Below are 19,485 nucleotides of genomic sequence, written 5' to 3'. Positions count from 1 at the left end.
GGAGGAATCATGATGGGAACGCTGTACGGAATCTGCGCCGCGCTGGCCGCGGCGCTGTTCGTCTATCTGCTGTGGGCGCTGTGGCGCGCGGAGGATCTGTGATGACCGCCCAGATGTGGATGCTGCTGGGCGGCTTCGTGCTGGCCGTCTGGCTGATCGCGCTGCCGCTGGGTCGCTGGCTGGCCCTGGTGTCGGAACGGGCGCCGCGACCGCTGGCCGGCATCGAGGCGTCGCTGCTGCGCGCCTGTGGCGTGAGCGGTGAGGAGCAGGGCTGGCGTGGTTACGCCGGCGCGCTGCTGCTGTTCAACCTGATCGGCGTGATCGCGCTGTACGCACTGCAGCGGCTGCAGCCCGGGCTGCCGCTGAATCCGCAGCAGTTCGCCGCGCCGACCTGGGATTCGGCGCTCAACACCGCAGTGAGCTTCGTCACCAACACCAACTGGCAGGGCTACGGCGGCGAGTCGACGATGAGCCACCTGACCCAGATGCTGGGCCTGACGGTGCAGAACTTCCTGTCCGCGGCCACCGGCATCGCGGTCGCCTTCGCGCTGATGCGCGGCTTCGCACGCAGCGGTGCGGGCGGCATCGGCAATTTCTGGGTCGACCTTCTGCGCATCACGCTGTGGCTGCTGCTGCCGCTGTCCTTCTTGCTGGCGCTGGCGTTCGCGGCGCAGGGCGTGATCCAGAACCTGTCGCCCGACCTGACGGTCACGCTGCTCGAGCCGCTGCATGCCGATGCGGGTACGGTCGGCACGCAGACGCTGGCCATGGGGCCGGTCGCCTCGCAGGAGGCCATCAAGATGCTGGGCACCAACGGTGGCGGTTTCATGAACGCCAATTCGGCCCACCCCTTCGAGAACCCGACGGCGTGGACCAATGTGCTGCAGATGCTGGCCATCTTCGCAATTCCGGCCGGGCTGTGCATGGCCTTCGGTCGCCTGGTCGGCGACCGCCGTCAGGGCTGGGCGCTGCTGGCCGCGATGACCGTGCTGTTCGTTGCCGCGGTGATCGGCATCATGTCGCTGGAGCAGGCAGGCAACCCGCATCTGGCCGCGATCGGGGTGGACCAGGCCGCCAGTGCGCTGCAGGCCGGCGGCAATATGGAAGGCAAGGAGGTGCGCTTCGGCGTCGCCGCCAGCGCACTGTTCGCAGCGATCACGACGGCGGCGTCCTGCGGTGCGGTGAACGCGATGCACGCGTCGCTGACGCCGCTGGCCGGCGGCATCACGATGCTGCTGATGCAGCTCGGCGAGGTGGTGTTCGGCGGCGTCGGCTCGGGGCTGTACGGCATGCTGCTGTTCGCCGTGCTGGCGGTGTTCGTCGCCGGGCTGATGACCGGGCGCACACCGGCCTACCTGGGCAAGAAGATCGAACCGGCGGAAATGAAATGGGTGGCCGTCGCCATCCTGGTCACGCCGCTGCTGGTGCTGTCGGGCACCGCGCTCGCGGTGAGCAGCGAGACCGGTCGCGCCGGCCTGCTGAATCCGGCCGCGGCCGGCTTCTCCGAAGTGCTGTACGCCTTCTCGTCGGCCGCCAACAACAACGGCAGCGCCTTCGCCGGGCTGTCGGCCAACACCCCCTTCTACAACCTGACGCTGGCGATCGCGATGGCGCTCGGCCGCTTCGCCGTCATCGTGCCGGTACTGGCACTGGCCGGCGCACTGGCCGCCCGCACCCGCGCCGTGCGCGATCCCGCCGCCGCGCAGGACGCCGCAATGCCGACGCACGGACCGATGTTCGTCGTGCTGCTGGTGCTGACCGTGCTGCTGGTCGGCGCGCTCACCTACCTGCCCGCGCTGGCGCTCGGCCCGGTGGTCGAGCACATCAACCTGTATCGCTGAGGTTTTCAGGATCATGACCCACACCTTTCATCCTTCGCGCCCGGCTGCCGGTCTGCTTGATCCCGCGCTGCTGCGCGGCGCGGTGCGCGATGCCTTCATCAAGCTCAATCCGGCTGCGCAGTGGCGCAATCCGGTCATGTTCGTGGTCTGGCTGTGCGCCATGCTGATCAGCGCGCTGTGGCTGCAGGCGCTGACCGGTCAGGGCGAGGCGCCGGCCTGGTTCATCGGCGCCAATGCGCTGTGGCTGTGGTTCACCGTGCTGTTCGCCAATTTCGCCGAGGCGCTGGCCGAAGGTCGCAGCAAGGCGCAGGCGGCCAGCCTGCGCAGCCTGCAGAAGCGCGGCACGGCGAAGAAGCTGCGTGCGCCGCGCCAGGGCGAGCGCTGGGACGCCGTCGATACCGGCGCGCTGCGCATCGGCGACGTGCTGCTGGTCGAAGCCGGCGACACCATGCCCTGCGACGGCGAGGTGATCGAAGGCGTGGCCTCGGTGGACGAAAGCGCCATCACCGGCGAGTCGGCGCCGGTCATCCGCGAGGCCGGCGGCGATTTCTCGTCGGTCACCGGCGGCACCCGCGTGCTGTCGGACTGGGTCGTCGTGCGCTGCACGGTCAATCCGGGCGACAGCTTCCTCGACCGCATGATCGCCATGGTCGAGGGTGCGAAGCGGCGCAAGACGCCGAACGAAGTCGCGCTGACCATCCTGCTCATCGCGTTGACGCTGGCATTCCTGATGGCCACCGTGACGCTGCTGCCGTTCTCGCTGTTCGCGGTGCAGGCCACGCAGCAGGGCGTGCCGGTGACCGTGACCGCGCTGGTGGCGCTGCTGGTATGCCTGATCCCGACCACGATAGGTGGCCTGCTGTCGGCCATCGGCGTGGCCGGCATGAGCCGCATGCTGGGCGCCAACGTGATCGCCACCTCGGGCCGCGCGGTCGAGGCGGCCGGCGACGTCGACGTGCTGCTGCTCGACAAGACCGGCACTATCACGCTGGGCAACCGCCAGGCCGCCGCCTTCCTGCCGGCACCCGGCGTGAGCGAACGCGAACTGGCCGACGCCGCTCAACTCGCCTCGCTGGCCGACGAAACGCCGGAAGGACGCAGCATCGTCGTGCTCGCCAAACAGAAGTTCGCGCTGCGCGAACGCCAGCTGCTGTCGCACGACGCCGCCTTCGTGCCCTTCACCGCGCAGACCCGCATGAGCGGCGTGAACTGGGAAGGCCGGCAGATCCGCAAGGGCGCGGCCGAAACGGTGCGTCAGCATGTCGAATCGCTGGGCGGGCAATTCGCGCCCGAACTGGTGCGCATCGTCGAGGACGCCGCCCGACGCGGCAGCACGCCGCTGGTGGTGGCCGACGGCGAGCGCGTGCTCGGCGTGGTCGAACTGAAGGACATCGTCAAGGGCGGCATCCGCGAGCGCTTCGTCGAACTGCGGCGCATGGGCATACGCACCGTCATGATCACCGGCGACAACCGGCTCACCGCCGCCGCCATCGCTGCCGAAGCCGGCGTCGACGACGTGCTGGCCGAAGCGACGCCGGAAGCCAAGCTGGCGCTGATCCGCCGTTACCAGGCCGAAGGCCGCATGGTGGCGATGACCGGCGACGGTACCAACGACGCGCCGGCGCTGGCGCAGGCCGACGTCGCGGTGGCGATGAACAGCGGCACGCAGGCGGCGAAGGAGGCCGGCAACATGGTCGACCTCGACAGCAATCCGACCAAGCTGATCGAGGTGGTCGAGATCGGCAAGCAGATGCTGATGACGCGTGGCGCGCTGACCACCTTCAGCATTTCGAACGACGTCGCCAAGTACTTCGCCATTCTGCCGGCCGCGTTCGCCGCCACCTATCCGCAGCTGGGTGTGCTGAACGTGATGCATCTCGCGTCGGGCGAGTCGGCCATCCTGTCGGCCGTCATCTTCAATGCGCTCATCATCGTCGCACTGATCCCGCTGGCGCTGCGCGGCGTGCGGTACCGCGCGCTCGGCACCGCCGCGCTGCTGCGTCGCAACGGTCTGCTGTACGGCCTGGGCGGTTTCGTCGTGCCCTTCGTCGGCATCAAGCTCATCGACGTGCTGCTCACCGCGCTGCACCTCACCTGAACACGGAGTCCTGTCATGAACGCCGCACTGCACGCCCTGCGCCCCGCGCTGTCGCTCTTCCTGCTGCTGTCCGCACTGACCGGCCTCGCCTACCCGCTGCTGGTCACCGCGCTGGCGCAGACGCTGTTCCCCGAACGCGCCGCCGGATCGCTGATCCGCGACGGCGAACAGCTGACCGGCTCGGCGCTGATCGGTCAGCCCTTCTCGTCGCCCGGCCACTTCTGGTCGCGCCCGTCGGCCACGGCAACGCAGCCCTACAACGGCGCGGCCTCCGGCGGCAACAATCTGGGCGCAAACAACCGCGTGCTGGTGGACGCGGCGGCACAGCGCATCGCCGCGCTGCGGGCGGCCGACCCGGACAACCGCGCGCCGGTACCGGTCGATCTGGTCACCGCGTCGGCCAGCGGCCTGGACCCCGACATCAGCCTCGCCGCTGCCCGCTACCAGGCGGCGCGCGTGGCGCGTGCCCGCGGCGTCGCCCCGGCTGCGGTCGAGGCGCTGATCGAGCGCCATGCCCGGCATCCGTGGCTGGGCTTCGTCGGCGAGCCGCGGGTGAACGTGCTGGCACTGAACCGCGCGCTCGACGCGCTGCGCTGAGCATGGACCACGACCTCCTCGTGCTGCTGCTCGGTCTGCTGGCCATCGCCGCGCCGCTGGCGCTGGTCGGGTGGCTGGTCGTGCGCAGCGGCCGGCGTTCCGGGCGCTAGACTGCGACGATGACCGACGAACCGATACGGCCCGACCCGGACGCCCTGCTCGCCGCCGCACAGGCGGCGGAGGCGCGCGCCGCGCGCGGCCGGCTGAAGATCTACTTCGGCTCGTCGGCCGGCGTCGGCAAGACCTGGGCCATGCTCGATGCCGCGCAGCGCCTGCGCGAGCAGCAGGGCGACGTCGTGGTCGGCATCGTCGAGACGCACGGCCGCAGCGAAACCGCGCAGCAGCTGCAGGGGCTGGAACGGCTGCCGCGCCGCGCGCTGACGGTGCAAGGGCGCACGCTGGAGGAATTCGATCTCGACGGCGCGCTGGCCCGCCGGCCGGCCGTGCTGCTGGTCGACGAACTGGCGCACAGCAACGCGCCCGGCTCGCGTCACCCGAAGCGCTGGCAGGACATCGACGAACTGCTCGACGCCGGCATCGACGTATGGACCACGGTGAACGTGCAGCACATCGAAAGCCTGAACGACGTGGTCGGCGGCATCACCGGCATCCGCGTGCGCGAAACGGTGCCCGACCACGTGTTCGATTCCGCCTCCGAGGTGGTGCTGGTCGACCTGCCAACCGACGACCTGCTGCGCCGGCTGCGCGAAGGCAAGGTGTATCTGCCGGAGCAGGCCGAGCGCGCGGTGAAGAATTTCTTCCGCAAGGGCAATCTGATGGCGCTGCGCGAACTGGCGCTGCGCCGCACGGCCGAGCGGGTCGAAGAGGACGTGCGCAGCTACCGGCGCGAACACGTTGCGCAGGCCAGCCGCGCGGTGTGGCAGGTGAGCGATGCGCTGCTCGCCTGCGTCGGCCCGGACGCCGGGGCCGAACGGCTGGTGCGCGCGGCCGCCCGCCGGGCGGCACAGGCCGACGCACCGTGGCATGCCATCTACATCGAGACGCCGGCGCTGCAGCGTCTGCCCGAAGCACGCCGCCGCGCGATACTGGCCACGCTCAAGCTGGCAGAGTCGCTGGGCGCGACCACCGCCACGCTGACCGCGCAGGACGCCGCCGTGGCCGCCGTGGCCTACGCGCGCGAACACAATCTCGGCACCCTGGTGACCGGCTATTCGCTGCGCGGCAGGATCGGCACGCTATGGCAGCGCGCCACCGGCCGCAGCCATTTCGGCGAACGGGTGGCGGCGCTGGCGCCGGAAATCGAATTCATGGTGATCGCGCGACGCGACGACGGCCGCCCGCTCCCGTCACCGACATCGCCCGCCGAGGACGAGGACGGCGAGGCGGTCGCGCGCTCGCTGCGCGGCTATCTGTGGGCCGGTGCCTCGTGCGCCGCGGTGACGGTGCTGGCGACGCCGCTGGCGCCCTACTTCGACCTCGCCAACATCGTCATGCTGTTCATGCTGGCCGTGGTCGCCATCGCCGTACGCCACGGTCGCCGGGCGGCGCTGGCGTCGGCCGTACTGAACGTGCTGGCCTTCGATTTCTTCTTCGTGCCGCCGCGCTTCACCTTCTCGGTCAGCGACGCCGAGTACCTGATCACCTTCGCCGTCATGATGGCGGTCGGTCTGGTCATCGGTCAGCTCACCGCCTCGCTGCAGTACCAGGCGCGCGTCGCCCGCTACCGCGAGGACCGCGCGCGCAGCCTGTTCGAAATGGCACGCGATCTCGGGCGCGCGCTGACGCTGGAACAGGTGGCCGAGATCGGCGAACGCGCGGTCGAGCGCGCCTTCCGCGGCCACGCCGCGCTGCTGCTGCCGGACGCCGCCGAACGACTGGCACCGGCCTCGCCCGACAACGACCGTTTCGCGCCCGACGCCGGTCTGGCGCAGTGGGCCTACGACCACAGCGAACCGGCCGGCGCCGGCACCGGCACACTGCCCGGTGCGCCGGCGCTCTACCTGCCGCTGCAGGCGCCGATGCGCACGCGCGGCGTGATCGCCGTGAAGCCTGCGCACGCGCGGCTGCTGATGATTCCGGAACAGCGCCAGCTGCTCGACACCTATGCCGCGCTGGTCGCCATCGCCATCGAGCGCGTGCACTTCGTCGCCGTCGCGCAGGACACACTGCTGTCGATGGAATCCGAACGCTTGCGCAATTCGCTGCTGGCGGCACTGTCGCACGATCTGCGCACGCCGCTGACCGCGCTGATCGGCATGTCGGAGAACCTGTCCGGCGCGCTGGCGCGCGAAGGCTCCGCCCACGGCCCGGCCATCGCCGCCATCGTCGAACAGGCGCGGCGCACCGCACAGCTGGTGAACAACCTGCTCGACATGGCGCGGCTGCAGGCTGGCGCAGTGGCGCTGCGCCACGACTGGCAGTCGCTGGAAGAACTGGCGGGCAGTGCGATCCGCGCCATCGAGGGAGCGCTGGCACGACACGTGGTGCGCGTCGATCTGCCGTCCGATCTGCCGCTGCTGTACGGCGACGCCGTGCTGCTCGAACGCGTGCTGGTCAATCTGCTGGAGAACGCCGCGAAGTACACGCCGGCCGGTACGACGATACGCATCTCCGCCGCGCGCGACGGCGACGCGATCGCGGTCGAGGTGAGCGACGACGGCCCGGGCCTGCCGGCCGGCGATCCGGAAAACCTGTTCCGCAAGTTCACGCGCGGCGAAGCCGAGTCGAGCACGCCGGGCGTCGGTCTCGGACTGGCGATCTGCCGCGCCATCGTGCGTGCGCACGGCGGCGACATCGGCGCCGCCAACCGGCCGCCGCCGGCCCACGGCGCCGTGTTCCGCTGGACCCTGCCGCACCGCGACGCGCCGGCGGGCAACGATCTGCCGTCTGCGGCAGACTGTGCGGCATGAGCAGTCTGCAGCCCCCGGTGTCCCGCGTACTGATCGTCGAAGACGATGCGGCGATACGCCGTTTCGTGCGCCAGGCGCTGGAAGAGGCCGGGCATCAGGTATTCGAGTCCGATGGACTTCAGCGCGGCCTGATCGAGGCCGGCACGCGCAAGCCGGATCTGCTGGTGCTCGACCTCGGCCTGCCCGACGGCGACGGCGTCGACCTGATACGCGACCTGCGCGGCTGGAGCAGCGTGCCGGTCATCGTGCTGTCGGCGCGCGCCGGCGACGACGACAAGATTGCCGCGCTCGACGCCGGCGCCGACGACTACCTGATCAAACCGTTCTCGGTCGGCGAACTGATGGCGCGCGTGCGCGTCGCGCTGCGCCGCCGCCGCGGCACGCCGGCCGATGCCGCAGGCCCGCTGCGCTTCGGCGACTGCGAACTCGATCTGGCACGCCGCCTGATCACGCGCGCCGGCGAGCCGGTGCACCTGACGCCGGTCGAGTACCGGCTGCTCGCCACGCTGGCGGCGCACGAAGGCCAGGTGCTGACGCACCGCCAGCTGCTACGCGAGGTGTGGGGCCCGAACAGCGTCGAGCACGGCCACTACCTGCGCATCTACATGGGCCATCTGCGGCGCAAGCTCGAAGCCGACCCGGCACGACCGGCACATCTGCTGACCGAAACAGGCGTCGGTTACCGCTTCGTCGCGGACAGCCGCTAGGGTCCGGCCGGGTGGGGTTTGCCCCGTGGGGGATAATGGCCCTTCCTTCACACCGGAGCCACGCATCGGACAGCGGGTGGCCTGCAGCATGGACGTAGCGCTACTGTTTGCACTCATCCTCCTCAACGGCGTCTTCGCGATGTCCGAGATCGCCGTCGTGTCGTCGCGCAAGGCGCGCCTGATCGGTCTTGCCGAGGACGGCAACAAGGGGGCGCAGGCCGCCATGCGGCTGCACGACGACCCTTCGAATTTCCTGTCGACGATACAGGTCGGCATCACGTCGATCGGCATCCTGAGCGGCGCCATGGGCGAAACGGTGCTGGCCGATCCGCTGGCCGCCTGGCTGTCGGGATTCCCGCTGATCGAGCCCTATGCACGCACGATGGCGCTGTCCGTCGTGGTGGTCGGCATCACCTATTTCTCGGTCGTGGTCGGCGAACTGGTGCCGAAACGGCTGGCGCTGCTGGCGCCGGAAGGCATCGCCTCGCTCATTTCGCGGCCCATGGTGCTGCTGGCGCGCGTCGCGCGTCCGCTGGTGTGGGTGCTGTCGGTCACCAGCAACGCCATCCTGCGCATCGCCGGTGCGCGCCGCACCGGCGAGCCGCCGATCACCGACGAGGAGATCAAGGTGCTGATGGGCCAGGGCGCGGAAGCGGGCGTGTTCCACCAGAGCGAACAGCAGATCGTGTCCAACGTGCTGCGCCTGGACGAACTGCGCGTCGGCGCCATCATGACGCCGCGCAAGGACATCCACGCGATCGACCTCGATGACCCGGAGGAGGACATCCGCCGGCGCATCGCCGACAGCCCGTACAGCCGCGTGTTGGTGTGCCGCGACGGTCTCGAACACGTGCTCGGCGTGCTGCAGAGCGGCGCCCTGCTGAAGCAGTCGCTGGCCGGCGAAACGATAGACCGGCGCAGCATCGAAGCGCTGCTCGAAGCGCCGCTCTATGTCCCGGACACGGTCAGCACCGCGCAACTGCTCGAGAACTTCCGCCGCACGCGCAAGCACCTGGCGCTGCTGGTCGATGAATACGGTGACCTGCAGGGACTGGTCACCGTCAACGACGTGCTCGCCGCCATCGTCGGCGACATGTCGGTGCCGACGGCGCACGAAGAAGCGGACGTGGTGCAGCGCGCCGACGGCTCGTGGCTGGTGAATGGCGGCACGTCGATCGAGCGCGTCAAATCCGTGCTCGGCATCGCCGACGCATTGCCGGGCGAAGACAGCGGAAACTTCCACACGGTGGGTGGACTGGTGCTGCACATGCTCGGCCGCATCCCGGTCGCCACCGATTTCTTCGAGGTCGCCGGCCTGCGCATCGAGGTGATGGACATGGACCGCAACCGCGTCGACAAGGTGCTGGTGCAGCGACTCGAACCACTGCCTGTTCCCGTCGAGGCGGAGTAAACCGAAGCGCGCGCCACCGTCGCATGCACCACGCAGCGGCGTGCGCCGGGCAGCTGCACCGCCCTTCGATCACCTGTCGCACCCTGTTGCGCACCCTGAGCCGTCCGCGGAACAGAAGCGCATGAAGTATTTGTGACAGCTCTTGCACGCAGGCGGACAAGGGCGATACTCGGCTCTCCTCCTCCACAGCAATGGCTGTGAGTTCTCAAAGGCGGCCTGCGGGCCGCCTTTTTTTTCGTCGGTGCGATGGTTGTTTGCGCTCCCTGTGGGAGCGGCCTTGGCCGCGACGCGGCGAGTGTGGGCTGCCGGCTTCGATCACGGACGCAATCGCGAGCAAGCTCGCTCCCACAGCCTTCGGCACAGGATCGCGTGACGGACCTCCGTGGGAGGCAGCCCTTGCTGCGGACGGGGCCTGAAAGCGGCGCAGCACGCTGCCCACCGCCGCTGTCGGGGTCAAGACCCCTCCCACAGAACCCGCTCGGGCTCGGGCCGCAGGTCTGGCGCATGCCCCTGTGGGAGCAGCCTTTGCCGCGCGCCGTCGCCGGGAACAGTCCGGCTGAGTGTCAGCGTGCTGCGTCCGCACTGACGCGGGCGCGTTCGGTCAGCAGTTCGCGCTCGCGTTCGTTCTGCGTCAGCGCGGCGGCGCGGCGGAATTCTTCGCAGGCTTCGCTGTGGCGGCCGAGCTTGGCCAGCAGGTCGCCGCGTACGCCGGGCAGCAGGTGGTAGTGGCGCAGCGCCGGTTCGTCGCGTAGCGCGTCGGCGATCTCCAGGCCAGCCGCCGGGCCGAAGGCCATGCCGACGGCGACCGCGCGATTGAGTTCGACCACCGGTGACGGCGCGATCTGCGCCAGCGCGTCGTACAGCGCGGCGATGCGCGGCCAGTCGGTGTGGTCGGCGTGGGCGGCGCGCGCATGACAGGCGGCGATGGCGGCCTGCAGCGCATACGGGCCGTAGCCGCCGCCCAGCGCGTCGACGCGTTCCAGCGCGGCCAGCCCGCGTCGGATCAGCAGACGGTCCCAGCGCGTGCGGTCCTGTTCCAGCAGCAGCACCGGTGTGCCGCGTGCGTCGGTGCGCGCGTGCAGGCGCGAAGCCTGGATCTCCATCAGCGCCACCAGGCCGTGCACTTCGGTCACCTGCGGCGCCAGCTCGGCCAGTATGCGACCGAGGCGCAAGGCCTCTTCGCACAGCGCCGGGCGCATCCAGTGCTCACCGGCGGTGGCGGCATAGCCCTCGTTGAAGATGAGGTAGATCACCTTCAGCACGGCGTCGAGCCGCTCACCCAGCTCCGCCGGGCCGGGCAGTTCGAAGGGCACGCGCGCCTCGCTCAGCGTGCGCTTGGCGCGCACGATGCGCTGCGCCAGCGTCGCCTCCGGCACCAGAAAAGCGCGCGCGATGTCCGGCGTGGCCAGGCCGCCGACCATCTTCAGCGTCAGCGCGACACGCGCTTCCACCGACAGTACCGGGTGGCAGGCGACGAACATCAGGCGCAGCACGTCGTCGCCGATAGGCTCGTCGAGCGCACTGTCCGGGGCCGGTGGCGCGCCGTCCTGCAGCTGCGATTCGATTTCCCAGGTCAGCGCATCGGCCTTGGTCGCCTGCATGCTGCGGTGGCGCAGCAGGTCGAGCGCGCGGTTCTTCGCGGTGGCGGTGAGCCAGGCGCCGGGGTTGTCCGGCACGCCCTTGTCGGGCCACTGTTCGAGCGCCGTCACCAGCGCGTCCTGCGCCAGTTCCTCGGCGAGGCCGACGTCGCGCACCATGCGCGCGAGCGCGCCGATGATGCGCGCCGACTCGATGCGCCAGACGGCGTCCAGCGTGCGGTGCAGGTCGGTCGTCATCGTCCGGCGCGCAAAGTCGTCGAGGTTCCGTATGTCATCCTTCGTCTCCCTCAGGCTGTATCCATCCGGCGGAAGCGTTCCACCGCCTCACCGGGCGCGAAATCGTCCAGTTCGAACACCTGACGCACCTCGATCTCGGCGTCGCGCCCCTCGCCGGCCGGGTTCGGAAAGCGGCGTGTCCAGTGCAGTGCCTCTTCGCGCGAGGCGACCTGGATCAGCGTATAGCCGGCGATCAGCTCCTTCGCCTCGGCGAACGGGCCGTCGACGACGCTGCGCCCGGCACCGCGGTACCGCACGCGCCAGCCCTTCGAACTGGCCTGCAGCCCGGAGGCATCGAGCAGCACGCCGGCGCGCATCAGCTCTTCATGATAGGTGGCCATCGAAGCCATCAGTGCTTCCTCCGGCATGACACCCGCCTCGCTGTCCGCGGTGGCCTTGACGATGATCATGTAACGCATGGCAGCTCTCCTGGAGTCGGCGCGACAGGCGCCGTCGCAGGGTCGACGAGCGACCGGTGCGCGAATCGACAGCAGGGGCTGCAGTATGCCTATGTCGCGGCCAAGGCCGCTCCCACAGGGGCCGCTTCCACAGGAGGTGTGCCCGATCAGTGCCCGGAGCCCGGGTCTTGTGGGAGCGAGCTTGCTCGCGATAGCGGCCTCGATCGAAGCTCGGCCTCCCCCGCCAATGCAGGAGACGGAAAGACCTCCGCCCGCCAACCGCCCCTCTCCCGCATCAGCGCGAGAGGGACCGCAGATGAGGACCGAACGCACACCGGGCCGCATTCACCCCTATACCATCACCGCACTCGCCACCGCGAAGTAGGTGAGCAGCGTCAGCAGGTCCTGCACGATGGTGGCGAGCGGGCCGCTGCCGTAGGCGGGGTCGCTGCCGAGGCGGCTGAGCAGCCAGGGCAGGAAGAGGCCTATCGACGTGGCGACGCCACCGGCCACCAGCAGCGAAAACGCCACTGCGAACGCCAGCCTCGTATCGCCGAACGCGAGCCAGACGCAGGGAAAGGTGAGCCCGCCGAGCACCAGCCCGATCAGCAGACCGGTGCGTAACTCGCCGCCGACCAGCGTGCCGATCGACGCGTGACTGAGCGACAGGCCGCGCACCGCGACCGCCTCGGTCTGCGTGCCGATGGCATCCGCCAGATAGACCAGCCCCGGTATGAAGAAGGCGAGCGCTGGACTCAGCGACAGCGTGCGCTCGAAGCCCGCCATGATGACGGTGGCGAACATGCTGCCCGCCAGGCCGATCAGCAGCCAGGGCAGACGGTGGCGCAGACGGCGCATCGGCGCCGATTCGATCGCCTCGCGGGCACGCCGCGTCTCGCGCGTGATGCCGGCGAGGCGATGGATGTCCTCGACGTGCTCGCGACGCAGGATGTGCAGCAGCGCGGTCGACGGCACCACGCCGAGCAGCCGGCCGCGCTCGTCGACCACCGGCATCGCATCCAGACCGTGATGCAGCGCCAGCGAGGCGACCCGCTCCTGGTCGGTGTGCGCATGCACGTTGGGGTAGTCACGCTGCATCACCGCGTCGATGCATGCGCCCTGCGCCGCGCGGAACAGATCGGCCAGCGGCACGATGCCGATCAGGCTTTCGTCGTCATCGATCACGCACACGATGTCGAGGCAGTCGTAGTGCCGGGCGCGCAGGTCGGCCAGCACCGCGTCGACCGTCTGTGCCGGATGCACGCGCGGCACGGCAGCGAGCAGGTAACGGCCGGCACTTTCGTCGGCCGGCAGAACGCTCGGCGCCAATGAATCGTTTGCGGGAGGGGCGTGGGCGCTCATGACGGGTTCCATCCGGACAGTGTTCCGCCATGGTGCCGCATCACGCGGCACCTCGTCATGCGCAGGATCAGCCGGCCGCCGGCGCCGGCCAGACCGGGAACACGATGAGACCGAGGATGGCGAGCAGCCAGAACACCGCCGACAAGGCGTAGGGCGCGAGCATGGTGATCAGCACAAGGCCCTTCCAGTCGTCATGGCCGGGCGACGCGGGCAGCGCCCCCGCCTTGACCGCCTCTTCCTGATAGAAGGTGACCAGCGTCGAAATGCGGTATTCGGCCAGCAGGAAGAGCACCGACAGCACCAGCCCGGCGACGCCCAGACCGACCCGGTACGGCGCATGGGCCAGGAAGAGCGACCCGCCCTGCGAGAACGCGAACGCCAGCAGCGCACCCAGCACGGCGGAGAACACCGTGAACATCGCGAAGCGCATCGTGCCGTAGTGGCGGGCCGTCTCGACGGCGATGCGGGCGCGGACGAGTTCGGGATCGTCGCGGTCGCTGCACATGACATTCGGCTCCAGGACTGAAGAGCGGACGATACGCCAGAGCAGCTGAAGTCGGCCAGCCCGGAACGGCGGGGCGGCGGGTGTTCAGTGCGCGGTCGTGGACAGTGCCGCCATCGACGTAAAGCCCGCCTGACGTCCGGCCTTCGCATCGGCCAGCGCCTTCCACTGCGCGCGGACCTGAGCGACGACCTGGGCGAAATGTTCGGGCAAGGCCGGGTGATGCTGCAGGAAGAACAGGTTGGACACGATCTTGCGCGCCAGCAGCGGATGAACCTCATGCACGCCCTGCCCGGTCTGCCCCGATGCCGGGTCCGCGTAGCGCGTCATCAACGCCATCGTCGCAGCCAGCATGCCGAAGGGGCACGGCATCCGGGGCTCATCGGTTTCGAATTCCATCGTCCGCTTCCTGTGGCTGAGGGTCGCAGGAAGTGCGCCCGCTCGGGAAGCCAGATTAACGCAAATGCGAATCGTTCGCAACTAAACGGTGCCGCGCATTCGAGGTCGCCCGCTCAGGGCCGGAACACGAGTGCCGGCAGCTCACCCGGCGCCGCGCACAGCCGCACGCCGGCCAGCCCGGCGAAGCGGTCCGGCGCGGTATAGCCCCACGCAACCGCGACGAAGGCGAGCCCGAGCGACTGCGCCACTTTGAGGTCGCGCAGCTCGTCGCCGACGCTCACCGTCCGTTCCGCCGCCGCGCCGGCCGCCTTCATCACCCGCCGCGTCTTCGCCGCCTTGCCGAACAGCGAGGCACCGCAGCCCCAGTGGTCGATCAGCGGACGGCAGTCGTCGCCGAGCACCCGCTCCACCGTATCGCGCGCGTTCGACGTGACGATGCCGATCTGAGCGTCGCCCGCCTTCAAGGTGTGCAGCACTTCGGGCACGCCGTCGAACAGCTTCACTTCATCGGCCCGCTCGCGCACATAAGCACGCATTGCCGCCGCCACCGCCGGCAGCTTCCACAGCGGCAGCCCTGCCTCGGCCACGATGTCACGCGCGCCCAGGCGGCGCAGGCGGTCGAGGTCGGTCGTATCGACGGCGCGGAAGCCATACCGCTGCGCCGCGTGCGTCCACGCGTCGAGAAACAGATGGAAGGAGTCGGCGAGCGTGCCGTCGAAGTCGAACAGGACGAGGGGGTGGGTCATACGAATGCAAGGGTGCGCTAAAGGCAGCACGCGGACCTCCGCCGCGTCGGCGCGGCGTCAGGCCTGATCGTTCTCCGCCGGATACCAGACGTCGATCAGCGGACCGACCTCCGTCTCGCTCACCTCAGAGCGCCCCGCGAGCCAGGATCGGACCGCCTCGCGATGCTGTTCGTTGGCCGACCCACGCTTGCGCAGACAGGCCATCCCGCGCGTCGATCCGCCATACAGCAGGCCGTTGCCCTCGATCGCGTCGCCGATGAAGGCATCCCAGAAGGCACCCATTTCGTCCGCGGACAGGCCGTCGCGCAGCCTGAAGGCCACCTCGAAACCCAGTTCCTGAAACTCGTCGATGTGCAGCTTCTTGCGCAGGCGGCGCGAACGGTGATGTGACATCCAGTACTCCCGAATCCGAAAACCGAAGAAGGGCCACAGCGCCGGCGGCATTGCTCCACCGGCTCTGCAGCAGGTCCGGCGCATGATCGCCGGGCCGACAGTATCGCCCTGCCGACCGCAGGGGTGACAGCACAATTCACGAGGCAGGCAGCGACTCAGGTGAGGCTGATGACGAGGCCCGCGCCCCGCTCCGCCGCCCGCGTCACGAAGGTCCTGAGCTCGCCGAAGTACTCCATGCAGTAGCCGAAGCTGTCGTCCTCGGCGAGGTCACGGTCCCAGATGCCGGGGTAGATGTCGAGCCGCGTCATCTGCGCCGGGTCGAAGCGTGCGCGCATGAAAGCCTCGTCGATGCCGGCGAGCGCTCCGGCCACCGTCCTGACTTCTGCCGCCGTCATGCCGCGCGCCGGGCCGTAACCGACCTCGACCTCGCCGATCACCGCACCGCCGTGCATCAGGAAGTTCAGCGGCGGTTCCCCCTCCCATGCGGTGCCGGTCAGCATGAAGTGGATGCCGTGCCAGGCCTTGTCGAGATCGGTGGCTTCGACCTCGCCCGGGGCCAGCGGGAAATCCACCGCCGACGCCTTTGCACGCGCCGGCCGGCCGAACAGGCGCTGGAAGAAACCGGCCTCCGCAACGCCTGCCTCGGCACGCGCCGCTTCGTACATGCCGTCATCGTCCGGCGACACTACCTTCCATACCAGCGGCGGATCCGCCAGCACCCGGGCCAGGTTGGCGTCGCTGACGGTATGCAGTTCGAGAATCATGCTCATGGGTGGGGATCCCTCGGGGCAGGCAGCAGGGCAAAAAGCGCCAGAGACTGCGACACGCATGTCCGACAAGTCAGGATCGTTGTTCGCCGTGCCCGGGATCACGGCTCTGGTGCCGTACGACCAGCACCTGCAGTCCGTAATCCTTCCTGCAATAGATGACTGCATAGGGAAAGCCGACAAGCGGATATGCCCGGCGATCAGCGCCGGTAGGCGTGCCGAGGTCCGGGTACTCGGCAAGAAGCTTCGTTACGCGCTCGAACTCGGCAAGAAACCGGCCAGCGACACGGCTACCGGCTTCCGATCTGTAGAAGCGGAAAGCATCGGTGAGATCACGATCCGCACCCGGGTGGATCGAAACCTTCACTCCAGTTCCGCACGAAGACGGGCGAGCGCCTGCTCGACCGGAATGGCCACTGCCTCACCGGATTCAAGCTCGGCGTCCCGCTCCGCGGCCAGCGCATCCCAGGCGGCGTCACGAGCACGATCCGCATCCAGACTGGCCACCACACGGTCGAGCAGCCTGGCACGTGCTTCCGGCGCAAGTTGGAGCACTTCTTCAGCAAGGGCTTCCAGCGGACGGGGCATAGCAACCTCCATATTTATCTGCGTAGCTTGCCACAACGCGGCATAACAGCCATGGAGCAGGACAGTTGCGGAGCCTGAAAGCGAGCGATGAAAAGAACCTTCGTACGCACGTGTTCCCTACCGCGTGACCAGCACGAAAGCCTCGATGACCGCCACGGCAACGCGCACGCCTCGCAACGGATACAGCGACCACGCGTTCAGCAGCACGAGCAGGCAGCGGCCGCGCAAGCGTCTGTCCTGCCGAAGCCCGCTCAGGTTCGCCCGTAGCACGTCACCCTCACCCGGGCTGGCGAAGAACGCGTGGTAAAGCGGCAGGCCGATCAGCCAGAGTGCGGCGAAGAAGGCGCACAGGAAGAGCAGAGTCATGTGGGCGGTCTCCGTCGCGGCACGCTGAACAGGACGGAATCACGATGCATCACCACCACATCAGGCTTTGTGATCAGCATCGAAGAATTTCGGCAGGAGTCATACGCGACAGGGCGCCACTATTCGTAGCGGTACTCAATATCCATACCGGCGAACGATGCGTCCTTGCGGATGACACGGGCACGGGCGTCATGACTCACCTCAAGCCGTGCGTCCGATATCCACCGAACCGTCACCTTTGGTCCACCGTACTGCGTTCGTGGCGCGGGGTCGTTGTTGGATTCCACCACGAAGAAACTCGTTACGCCCCAAAGCTTCCGGTCTTCGATCTCAAGCGTGCTGCCTCCGGGGAGGATCGCCATATGTGTATTGAAACCGGTGGTCGCACCGCAGTCGATCTGGTACGAAACAGCTTTCGACTTCCGATTTGGCGAGAGCACCTCGTCCACCACGTATGTTCCGCATAAGCGGTCATCAGCGTTCGACATCAGCGCTAACAGAGCGGCGAATGCGAGTGCACACATCAGCATCAGACCGATCACGCACTTTTTCCAGAAAGCCATGCCTTTCCCCGGGGCAAACTGCATGAGGATCAAGTCCTCCATTCAAGCTGCGGTCAATCGACTGCAACCGTGACATGGCTTACGTTGCCGCCAGGACTGAAACTGACCACCAGCAGGCTATGCCGCCAGTCCCAGTGGCACTGGCCGAGGCCGTAGCGCAGTGCTTCCGCGGCACCTTCGTCAGGCGCGCCGAGCAGTCCGACCACCTCGACGCGCGTCAGCTTGAGCAGCGCGCCTGTACGTATGAGCGACAGCGCCATTCCGCCCCGCACACAACCCGGATCGTTGAGTTGTACCTGCGCGCGCCGGCTCACCCATTGCTCCGCAACGAAGCTCTCCTCCGGCTCGTGCACGGAAGTGACGTACCGGAAGCCGACGACAGTCAAGGCTGCGACGGACACTACGCTGGCAAGAAGGAGGGCACTCCGCATGACATGACGGGTTCGAGAAGAGGCATCCACAATGTACTTCGGTATGCCCACGTGCTGAATGAAATCAGCCTTTCGGCCGGATCAGCGATCGACATGAAAGTCTGGGGCCGTCTGAGCGGCTGGGCGCCGAGGTCGGGCTGAAGGACAGATACGCAATCTGCAGCAGGCCTCGAACATGCATGTTCAACAAGCTTTTCACGTCGTCGCTCGCCTGCCGATCACGATTCGGCCTTCATTCATTGGGCAAGGTCACGCTCATCTACGGCTCACGCGAACCCGGCTCTTGAGCACCACACGAGGGGCAGGACGAGACCGCGCGATCCGCTGGACCAGCGACGTACCAGAGCCCCCAGATAAGAAAGCCCGCAGTGCCTACGATTACGGCCAAGGTGTAGCGTCCGCCACGCAGGCCGAAGGTGGACGCGAACAACAGCGCGAGGCCAAGGACCACCAGACCGAGCAGAGTCGCACCGACGACGTCGATCATGCTGCGTCGCCGTGCTTCGTGTTCAAGCTCTGTTCCGCATCTCTGGCACGTACGTTTCGTTCCCTGAGTTGTGATGTGCATATGGGCGGCGCTACCGTGTCCGGCTCAGAAGTGAAGGGCTCGCGCTGGTTATCGACGAAAGTAACCTTACGCCCCGCGAGGCGGATTGACGCAGCCTAAAGGCGGGTGTTCGGCGGTCCGGCTGACGGGATGGTTAGGCGCACCTGCGCCACCGGACGCCCTCGGCAGACGCAAGCTACGACGCGAAAAGTTGAATAACTCATAGGTGCGGCCAGCTTTGAGACAGGAGATAAATGCCCAGAGCTAAAAGTGCCAGACCAAGCACTTCTACGACGAAGGCAACGAACAAACCTGCGTCTTCTAGTTGGTTCCGCTGCTCGGACGGAAAACGGCCAAATGTGACAGCACGGCAGGCGAACCAGCCCACCGACCAACCGACCGTTTGCACACAGAACTCCCAACCAAGCCACCAAAGCGCACGTAACACGCCCAGCAATAGGGTCCTTGGCAGTGAGATTATGTCCAGGAAGTCAAACATAGGACGGATTGTGGGCGCCTAACGTCTGAGTAGTGACCTCATGCCTTGCGATCTAGTGGATGGTTTGCGCCATCGCTGAGGCGAACGGGCTCAAGATCAAATGGATTCACGCCTTCGAGGCACCCCACGTTGTACCCGTACTCATTCGGGTTCGAGCGGCGCTGATGGTGGGTGTAGATGCCGCAGTTTGAACAGAAGTAGTGGCGAGCTACGTTTGTATTGAACTGATAGCTGTTCAGTGAAGCTTCACCCTGCAGGACCTTCAGGCCGCTCTTTGGGACGGTAGCCATGATCGCGCCTTTTCGTCGGCATATTGAGCAATTGCATCGCAGCGGATTAACGATGCCATCTGGGAGATCGAGCTCCAGTACCACGGTGCCGCAATGACAGGACGCGCGGTGCTTCGCTTTGATCTTCGTTCCTCCAACACTCTTGATCATTGCGACTCCTCAACCCCGAGTTTCCTGGCGCCTAACGACGCTGTAGAAAAACCCCATTCCGGGGCAAGCGGTTGCTGCCGGCCTTT

At 67.9% G+C, this 19,485-nt stretch carries 21 protein-coding genes; 7 read left to right on the top strand and 14 right to left on the bottom strand.

The window, feature by feature from the left end:
* Positions 1-9: 9 nt before the first annotated feature.
* The 7 genes from IV112_RS20040 to IV112_RS20010 all read left to right on the top strand — a co-directional run bounded on the left by IV112_RS20040 (position 10) and on the right by IV112_RS20010 (position 9,524).
* Positions 10-102 carry a potassium-transporting ATPase subunit F gene (locus IV112_RS20040; protein ID WP_081629055.1) on the top strand — a complete coding sequence of 31 codons (93 nt, stop codon included), beginning with the start codon at positions 10-12 and terminating at the stop codon, positions 100-102.
* On the top strand, positions 102-1,841 hold the full coding sequence (gene kdpA / locus IV112_RS20035) for a potassium-transporting ATPase subunit KdpA (RefSeq protein ID WP_304006721.1): 1,740 nt from the start codon (positions 102-104) through the stop codon (positions 1,839-1,841). The genes IV112_RS20040 and kdpA overlap by 1 nt, the downstream gene beginning before the upstream one ends.
* Before the next feature lie 13 nt (positions 1,842-1,854).
* Positions 1,855-3,939 carry a potassium-transporting ATPase subunit KdpB gene (kdpB, locus tag IV112_RS20030; RefSeq protein ID WP_304006719.1) on the top strand — a complete coding sequence of 695 codons (2,085 nt, stop codon included), beginning with the start codon at positions 1,855-1,857 and terminating at the stop codon, positions 3,937-3,939.
* A 15-nt stretch (positions 3,940-3,954) separates the two neighbouring features.
* Positions 3,955-4,536 carry a potassium-transporting ATPase subunit KdpC gene (gene kdpC, locus IV112_RS20025; RefSeq protein WP_304006717.1) on the top strand — a complete coding sequence of 194 codons (582 nt, stop codon included), beginning with the start codon at positions 3,955-3,957 and terminating at the stop codon, positions 4,534-4,536.
* Between the two features lie 119 nt (positions 4,537-4,655).
* Positions 4,656-7,406, top strand: coding sequence for a two-component system sensor histidine kinase KdpD (gene kdpD / locus IV112_RS20020; RefSeq protein WP_304006715.1), 2,751 nt, complete (start codon positions 4,656-4,658; stop codon positions 7,404-7,406).
* Positions 7,403-8,113 (top strand): two-component system response regulator KdpE, encoded by a 711-nt coding sequence (kdpE, locus tag IV112_RS20015; RefSeq protein ID WP_304006713.1) that lies wholly within the window; start codon positions 7,403-7,405, stop codon positions 8,111-8,113. Before kdpD ends, kdpE begins: the two co-directional genes overlap by 4 nt.
* Positions 8,114-8,201: 88 nt before the next feature.
* On the top strand, positions 8,202-9,524 hold the full coding sequence (locus IV112_RS20010) for a hemolysin family protein (RefSeq protein ID WP_304006711.1): 1,323 nt from the start codon (positions 8,202-8,204) through the stop codon (positions 9,522-9,524).
* Between the two features lie 563 nt (positions 9,525-10,087).
* On the opposite strand, the gene IV112_RS20005 is transcribed toward IV112_RS20010, so the two are convergent.
* The 14 genes from IV112_RS20005 to IV112_RS19940 form a co-directional block, all read right to left on the bottom strand.
* The gene (locus IV112_RS20005) at positions 10,088-11,359 is read right to left on the bottom strand and encodes an RNA polymerase sigma factor (protein WP_304006710.1); all 1,272 of its coding nucleotides are present in this window, start codon (positions 11,357-11,359) and stop codon (positions 10,088-10,090) included.
* A gap of 50 nt (positions 11,360-11,409) precedes the next feature.
* Positions 11,410-11,817 carry a YciI family protein gene (locus IV112_RS20000; RefSeq protein WP_304006708.1) on the bottom strand — a complete coding sequence of 136 codons (408 nt, stop codon included), beginning with the start codon at positions 11,815-11,817 and terminating at the stop codon, positions 11,410-11,412.
* A 330-nt stretch (positions 11,818-12,147) separates the two neighbouring features.
* Complete coding sequence (locus tag IV112_RS19995; protein ID WP_304006706.1) at positions 12,148-13,158, bottom strand: magnesium transporter; 1,011 nt, start codon at positions 13,156-13,158, stop codon at positions 12,148-12,150.
* 67 nt (positions 13,159-13,225) lie between these two features.
* Positions 13,226-13,663, bottom strand: coding sequence for a hypothetical protein (locus IV112_RS19990; RefSeq protein ID WP_304006704.1), 438 nt, complete (start codon positions 13,661-13,663; stop codon positions 13,226-13,228).
* Positions 13,664-13,747: 84 nt separating this feature from the next.
* Positions 13,748-14,059: a hypothetical protein gene (locus IV112_RS19985; protein ID WP_304006702.1), complete on the bottom strand. Its 312-nt coding sequence runs from the start codon at positions 14,057-14,059 to the stop codon at positions 13,748-13,750.
* Between the two features lie 113 nt (positions 14,060-14,172).
* Positions 14,173-14,805 (bottom strand): HAD hydrolase-like protein, encoded by a 633-nt coding sequence (locus tag IV112_RS19980; protein ID WP_304006700.1) that lies wholly within the window; start codon positions 14,803-14,805, stop codon positions 14,173-14,175.
* Between the two features lie 57 nt (positions 14,806-14,862).
* Positions 14,863-15,249 carry a YggL family protein gene (locus IV112_RS19975; RefSeq protein ID WP_304006698.1) on the bottom strand — a complete coding sequence of 129 codons (387 nt, stop codon included), beginning with the start codon at positions 15,247-15,249 and terminating at the stop codon, positions 14,863-14,865.
* Between the two features lie 104 nt (positions 15,250-15,353).
* Positions 15,354-15,968, bottom strand: coding sequence for a YfbM family protein (locus IV112_RS19970; RefSeq protein WP_304006696.1), 615 nt, complete (start codon positions 15,966-15,968; stop codon positions 15,354-15,356).
* A 70-nt stretch (positions 15,969-16,038) separates the two neighbouring features.
* The gene (locus IV112_RS19965; RefSeq protein WP_020163357.1) at positions 16,039-16,332 is read right to left on the bottom strand and encodes a type II toxin-antitoxin system RelE/ParE family toxin; all 294 of its coding nucleotides are present in this window, start codon (positions 16,330-16,332) and stop codon (positions 16,039-16,041) included.
* Positions 16,329-16,553 (bottom strand): addiction module protein, encoded by a 225-nt coding sequence (locus tag IV112_RS19960; protein WP_020163356.1) that lies wholly within the window; start codon positions 16,551-16,553, stop codon positions 16,329-16,331. The genes IV112_RS19965 and IV112_RS19960 overlap by 4 nt, the downstream gene beginning before the upstream one ends.
* 117 nt (positions 16,554-16,670) lie before the next feature.
* A complete protein-coding gene (locus tag IV112_RS19955; RefSeq protein ID WP_304006694.1) occupies positions 16,671-16,919 on the bottom strand; it encodes a hypothetical protein in 249 nt (82 codons plus the stop codon).
* 119 nt (positions 16,920-17,038) lie between these two features.
* The gene (locus tag IV112_RS19950) at positions 17,039-17,524 is read right to left on the bottom strand and encodes a hypothetical protein (RefSeq protein WP_304006693.1); all 486 of its coding nucleotides are present in this window, start codon (positions 17,522-17,524) and stop codon (positions 17,039-17,041) included.
* 11 nt (positions 17,525-17,535) lie between these two features.
* Positions 17,536-17,742 carry a hypothetical protein gene (locus IV112_RS19945; protein WP_304006691.1) on the bottom strand — a complete coding sequence of 69 codons (207 nt, stop codon included), beginning with the start codon at positions 17,740-17,742 and terminating at the stop codon, positions 17,536-17,538.
* A gap of 1,255 nt (positions 17,743-18,997) precedes the next feature.
* Entirely contained in the window at positions 18,998-19,399 is a 402-nt protein-coding gene (locus IV112_RS19940; protein ID WP_304006689.1) for a GFA family protein, read from the bottom strand.
* Positions 19,400-19,485 lie beyond the last annotated feature (86 nt).

This window comes from Methyloversatilis discipulorum, assembly GCF_018780585.1.
GTDB lineage: Bacteria > Pseudomonadota > Gammaproteobacteria > Burkholderiales > Rhodocyclaceae > Methyloversatilis > Methyloversatilis discipulorum_B.
The sequence above is the reverse complement of the archived record's forward strand: the minus strand, read 5'-3'. Positions and strand labels throughout refer to the sequence as shown.